Annotated in this window: 6 protein-coding genes; 5 read left to right on the top strand and 1 reads right to left on the bottom strand. The window is 68.7% G+C overall.

Going from position 1 to position 4,951, the window contains the following annotated elements; genetic code table 11:
* The coding region (locus Q0S71_RS00505; RefSeq protein WP_295990069.1) for a LuxR C-terminal-related transcriptional regulator at positions 1 to 316 on the top strand (316 nt) is incomplete at its 5' end.
* A gap of 32 nt (positions 317 to 348) precedes the next feature.
* A complete protein-coding gene (locus tag Q0S71_RS00500; protein ID WP_295990068.1) occupies positions 349 to 729 on the top strand; it encodes a DUF3052 family protein in 381 nt (126 codons plus the stop codon).
* Positions 730 to 783: 54 nt separating this feature from the next.
* Here the strand turns inward: Q0S71_RS00500 and queG are convergent, their stop codons facing one another.
* Positions 784 to 1,953 carry a tRNA epoxyqueuosine(34) reductase QueG gene (gene queG, locus Q0S71_RS00495; protein WP_295990067.1) on the bottom strand — a complete coding sequence of 390 codons (1,170 nt, stop codon included), beginning with the start codon at positions 1,951 to 1,953 and terminating at the stop codon, positions 784 to 786.
* 75 nt (positions 1,954 to 2,028) lie between these two features.
* On the opposite strand from queG, the gene tsaE reads away from it, so the two are divergent.
* The 3 genes from tsaE to Q0S71_RS00480 all read left to right on the top strand — a co-directional run bounded on the left by tsaE (position 2,029) and on the right by Q0S71_RS00480 (position 4,873).
* On the top strand, positions 2,029 to 2,526 hold the full coding sequence (gene tsaE, locus Q0S71_RS00490) for a tRNA (adenosine(37)-N6)-threonylcarbamoyltransferase complex ATPase subunit type 1 TsaE (protein ID WP_295990066.1): 498 nt from the start codon (positions 2,029 to 2,031) through the stop codon (positions 2,524 to 2,526).
* The gene (locus Q0S71_RS00485) at positions 2,490 to 3,917 is read left to right on the top strand and encodes an N-acetylmuramoyl-L-alanine amidase (protein ID WP_295990065.1); all 1,428 of its coding nucleotides are present in this window, start codon (positions 2,490 to 2,492) and stop codon (positions 3,915 to 3,917) included. Before tsaE ends, Q0S71_RS00485 begins: the two co-directional genes overlap by 37 nt.
* A 104-nt stretch (positions 3,918 to 4,021) precedes the next feature.
* Complete coding sequence (locus tag Q0S71_RS00480) at positions 4,022 to 4,873, top strand: D-hexose-6-phosphate mutarotase (RefSeq protein WP_295990064.1); 852 nt, start codon at positions 4,022 to 4,024, stop codon at positions 4,871 to 4,873.
* Positions 4,874 to 4,951: the final 78 nt, after the last annotated feature.

Here is a 4,951-nt window from a genome sequence, read left to right as displayed (position 1 = left end):
GGCGGTCGACACGCTCAAGCGCGGCGCCTTCGATTTCTTCGAGAAGCCCTTCAACGACAACGCCCTGATGGACCGCGTGCAGCAGGGCCTGGCCGGCTCGCGCGCGGCCGGCGCCGCCGCCGCCGTGCAGGCGCGGCTGGCGGCGCTGTCGGCGCGCGAACGCGAAGTGCTGGACCTGATTTTGGCCGGCAAGATGAACAAGGTCGTGGCCGACAAGCTCGGCATCAGCATGCGCACGGTCGAAGTGCACCGCGCCCACATCTTCGACAAGATGCAGGTGAAGACGGCGGTCGAACTGGCCGGACTGCTCAAGTAAGCCCCTCCAACAATTCCAGGACAGTGAACGAGATGCCCGAAAAAACCATCGCCGAGAAAATGTTCGTCAAGAACGCCAGCGCCATCGCGGTGCTCAATGCCGACGCGCGCCACGCGGCGCTGCTGGCATCGCTGCCGGCGCCGCTGATGGCCGGCGCCGACGGCAAGGCCGACCTGGTGCTGCTGTTCGCCCACGATCAGCAAGAACTGGAAACGCTGCTGCCGCGGGCGCAAACGCGCCTGACGGCCAAGGGCGCGCTGTGGGTGGCGTATCGCAAGGGCGGCGCGAAAAGTCCAGGCGGCATCCACCGCGACACCATCGCCGCCCACGCCGCCACGCTGGGGCTAGACAGCGTCGCCATCATCTCCATGGATGCCGACTGGTCGGCGCTGCGCTTCAAAAGCCTGGGCTGATTCCGGCGCCGATCCGGGTCCGAGCCCAGCCTGCCGCCGGGCTCGCGGCCGATTTTATTGCCGATCCTGTTGCCGCGCGCCCGCGCCGTGGCAGGCCAGCGCCCACTCCACATGCTCGCGCACCAGCGCCGAGGCGGCGGCGCGGCGCGCCGTCAGCGCGGCCACAATGCGCGCATCGCCGCGCGCGCCGGCCGCCGCCGCATTGCCCAGGCCGACGGCCAGATTGCGCAGCCAGCGCTCGTGGCCGATGCGGCGGATCGGGCTGCCTTCCATGCGCCGGTTGAACTCGTCCTCGGTCCAGCCGAACAAGTCCACCATCGAGGCGTCGCCGAGGCCGTGGCGCTCGTCGAAGTCCGGCAGCACCGAGCGCTGCGCGAACTTATTCCACGGGCAGGCGGTCTGGCAGTCGTCGCAGCCGTAGACGCGGTTGCCGATCAGCGGCCGCATCGCTTCCGGTATCGCGCCCTTCAACTCTATCGTCAGGTAGGACACGCAGCGCCGCGCGTCGAGCCGGCCCGGCCCGAGGATGGCCTGGGTCGGGCAGGCCGTGATGCAGGCGCTGCACTGGCCGCAGTGGGCGCCGGTCGGCGCGTCGACCGGCAGCGGCAGGTCGACCAGCATCTCGCCGATGAAGAACATGGAGCCGGCGCTGCGGCTGAGCAGCAGGGTGTGCTTGCCGCGCCAGCCCAGCCCCGCCTTCTCGGCCAGCGGCAACTCCATCACCGGCGCCGAATCGGTGAAGACGCGGTAGCCGAAGGCGCCGATCTCGGCCTGCACGCGGTCGGCCAGCTGTTGCAGACGCGCCCGCAACACCTTGTGATAGTCGCGGCCGCGCGCATACACCGAGATCACGGCGGCGCCGGGGTCGGCCAGCCGGCGCGCCTCGCGCTGGCGCCAGTCCTCGGCGGGGGCGGCGTCGGCGTTGGCGGCAGCGTCGCCGCCTTGGTCGACGCTTTCCTGCGCCCTCGGCAAATAATCCATGCGCACGCTGATGACGCGCACCGTGCCCGGCACCAGCTCGGCCGGGCGGGCGCGCTTCATGCCGTGGCTGGCCATATAATCCATCTCACCGTGCATGCCGGCGTCCAGCCAGGCCTGCAAGCCCGGCTCGGCGTGGGTCAGGTCGGTGTCGGTGATGCGCACGTCGGCGAAGCCGAGTTCGCGGCCCCAGCCCTTGATGCGGACGGCCAGCTCGGCTAATAAAGTGGTATCGGACAGGGACATCGGTTCAGACAGGCGGTTACAATGCAGGCAGGCGGGCGCAGGTGCCCGGGACAACAACAGACCACATTCTATGCGATGCCGAACGTGACAGCCCATCTCCACACCCATTTGCACGACGAAGCGGGCACCGCCGCCCTCGGCGCGGCGCTGGCGCGCGCGCTCGCGCCCGGCCTGGCCATCTATCTGCACGGCGACCTCGGCGCCGGCAAAACGGCGCTCACGCGCGCGCTGCTGCACGCGGCCGGCCACGTCGGCCACGTCAAGAGCCCGACCTACACCCTGTCCGAACCGTACACCGTGCAGCTGCACGGCCAGGCCGTCAACGTCATCCATTTCGACCTGTACCGCATGGGCAGCCCGGAGGAGTTTCTCGACGCCGGCTTCCGCGAAGACTTCAACGGCGCCAACATCTGCATCGTCGAATGGCCGGAGAAGGCCGAGCCGGTGCTGCCGCCGCCCGATCTGCACATCCATCTGACGGTGTCCGGCGCGGGCCGTGATGTAGAATTGCAGGCGTCGTCTGCCCTGGGTCTGTCATGCCTCGAACGCCTCCGTTTCGCCCCCAATCTGTGAACCGCCAGCCCAAGACCATCAGCCGACGCACCGTGCTCAAGCTCGGCGGCACGCTGCTGCTGTCGGTGCTCGGTCCCCTGCCCGCCGCCGCCGCGCAAATCCTCGCCGTGCGGGTCTGGCCGGCCGACGACTACACCCGCGTCACACTGGAAAACGACGCCGCCCTCAAGGCCACCCACTTCATCGTCAAGGACCCCGAACGGCTGGTGGTCGACATCGAAGGCCTGGAGCTGAACCCGACGCTGAAAAGCCTGGTCGCCAAGATCCAGTCGAACGACCCCTACATCAAGCAGGTGCGGGTCGGCCAGAACCGGCCCAACGTGGTGCGGCTGGTGTTCGACCTGAAGGAAGAAATCAAGCCGCAGGTGTTCACGCTCGAACCGGTCGGCGCCTACAAGCACCGCCTGATCTTCGACCTGTATCCGGTGCGGGCGGTCGACCCGATCGCCGCCATGATAGAAAAAGGCGAGTGGTCGCCGGCCGGCGTGCCGACCGCGCCGGCCATGCCGGGGGCGCCGCTGGCCGGCCTGCCGGCGCCGCCGCCGGCCGACCCGGTCAAGACCGATACGCCGCCGCTCAAAACCGACACGCCGCCGCTGAAGTCGCCGCTGTCGACGCCGGAACTGGCGCAGCAGCAGCAGCGCGCCGACGGCGGCAAGGCCGGCGCGCCGCCCAAGGTGCTGCGCATGATTACCATCGCGCTCGACCCCGGCCACGGCGGCGAAGACCCCGGCGCCTCCGGCAATCGCGGCACCCACGAAAAAGACATCGTGCTCGCCATCGCCAAGCGCCTCAAGGGCAAGCTCGAAGAACAGCCCAATATGCGCGTCATGCTCACGCGCGACGCCGACTACTTCGTCCCCCTCGGCACCCGCGTCGACAAGGCCCGCAAGGTGCAGGCCGACTTGTTCGTGTCCATCCACGCCGACGCCTTCGTCGACGCCAGCGCGCGCGGCTCGTCCGTGTTCGCGCTGTCGGAAAAGGGCGCCAGCTCGAGCGCCGCGCGCTGGCTGGCCAACAAGGAAAACCAGGCCGACACGATAGGCGGCGTCAACGTCAAGAACAACGACCTGCAACTGGCCAGCGTGCTGTTCGACCTGTCGACGACGGCCCAGATCAACGACAGCATGAAGCTGGCCAAGGCCGTGCTGGGCGAAATCGGCGGCATCAACCGGCTGCACAAGGGCGCGGTCGAACAGGCCGGCTTCGCCGTGCTCAAGGCGCCCGACATCCCGTCCATCCTGATCGAAACGGCCTTCATCTCCAATCCGGAAGAAGAAGCGCGCCTGCTCGACAACGCCTACCAGGACCAGATCGCCGACGCCATCGTCAAGGGCATCCGGCACTACTTCGCGAAAAATCCGCCACTGGCCAAGAGCCGGCTGACCTGATCGGGCTTCGCGCGCGCGGCCGGCGCCTACGGTGCGCGCCATGGCGCGCGGGGATCGATTACCATGCCCCCATCGCCACCGGCACACAACACAAGAGGACCAACATGGCTGCAACGGAAAGCCCCATCTCGATGATCCAGGTCGGCCAGCTGGCGGCGGTGCGCATCAGCGCCGCCGACGGCGCCCAAGCCACCGTGGCGCTGTTCGGCGCCCACCTGCTGTCGTGGAAAACGGCCGACGGCCGGGAGCGCATTTTTTGCAGCGCCCGCTCGGCGCTCGACGGCAGCAAGGCCATACGCGGCGGCATGCCCGTCATCTTCCCCCAGTTTAACCAGCGCGGCGACGGCCCGCGCCACGGCTTCGCGCGCCTGAGCACCTGGCGTTTGATCGGCGACGGCATCGGCAGCGACGGCGCCTACGCCGAATTCGGCCTGGCGCCGGGCGACGTGCCGGCCGCGCTGGCGCAGGCCTGGCCGCACATCTTCCAGCTGCGGCTGCGCTTCACGCTGCAAGGCGGACAGCTCGACATCGAATTCAATGTGCGCAACAGCGGCACCGCGCCCTTCCCCTTCGGCGTCGCGCTGCACACCTATTACGACGTCGGCCAGTTGGACGCCGCCCGCGTCGACGGCTTGCAGCGCATGCGCTACACCGACCCGGCGCCAGCCAGCGCCGTGCAGGACGCGGCGGCGCTGACGTTCACGGAAAAGCTCGACCGCATCTACCAGGCGCCGGCCGAACTGACGCTGCACACGGCCGACGCCGCGCTGCGGCTGCAACAGCAGGGCTACAACGAGTGGGTGGTGTGGAATCCCGGCGCGGAAGATGCGGCCGCGCTGGCCGACCTGGAAGACGATGAGTATCTGCGCTTCGTCTGCATCGAACCGGCGCGGGTCGACCAGCAGTTGCTCGACGCCGGCGCCGAATGGACCGGGCGGCACAGCATACGCTGCTGAGTTCTGACCGCTGCGTGCATCGGCAAACTAATACGGGGTCAGACCACGGTTTCGAGAGATTCATTCGAAACCGTGGTC

It is taken from the genome of Rugamonas sp. (assembly GCF_025354735.1).
Taxonomy (GTDB): Bacteria; Pseudomonadota; Gammaproteobacteria; order Burkholderiales; family Burkholderiaceae_D; genus Rugamonas.
This window is presented reverse-complemented; position numbering and strand designations above follow the sequence as displayed.

Coding starts and splice junctions, on each gene's coding strand:
- Q0S71_RS00500 (WP_295990068.1), top strand. CDS start 349: ATGCCCGAAAAAACCATCGCCGAGAAAATGTTCGTCAAGAACGCCAGC.
- queG (WP_295990067.1), bottom strand. CDS start 1,953: ATGTCCCTGTCCGATACCACTTTATTAGCCGAGCTGGCCGTCCGCATC.
- tsaE (WP_295990066.1), top strand. CDS start 2,029: ATGCCGAACGTGACAGCCCATCTCCACACCCATTTGCACGACGAAGCG.
- Q0S71_RS00485 (WP_295990065.1), top strand. CDS start 2,490: ATGCCTCGAACGCCTCCGTTTCGCCCCCAATCTGTGAACCGCCAGCCC.
- Q0S71_RS00480 (WP_295990064.1), top strand. CDS start 4,022: ATGGCTGCAACGGAAAGCCCCATCTCGATGATCCAGGTCGGCCAGCTG.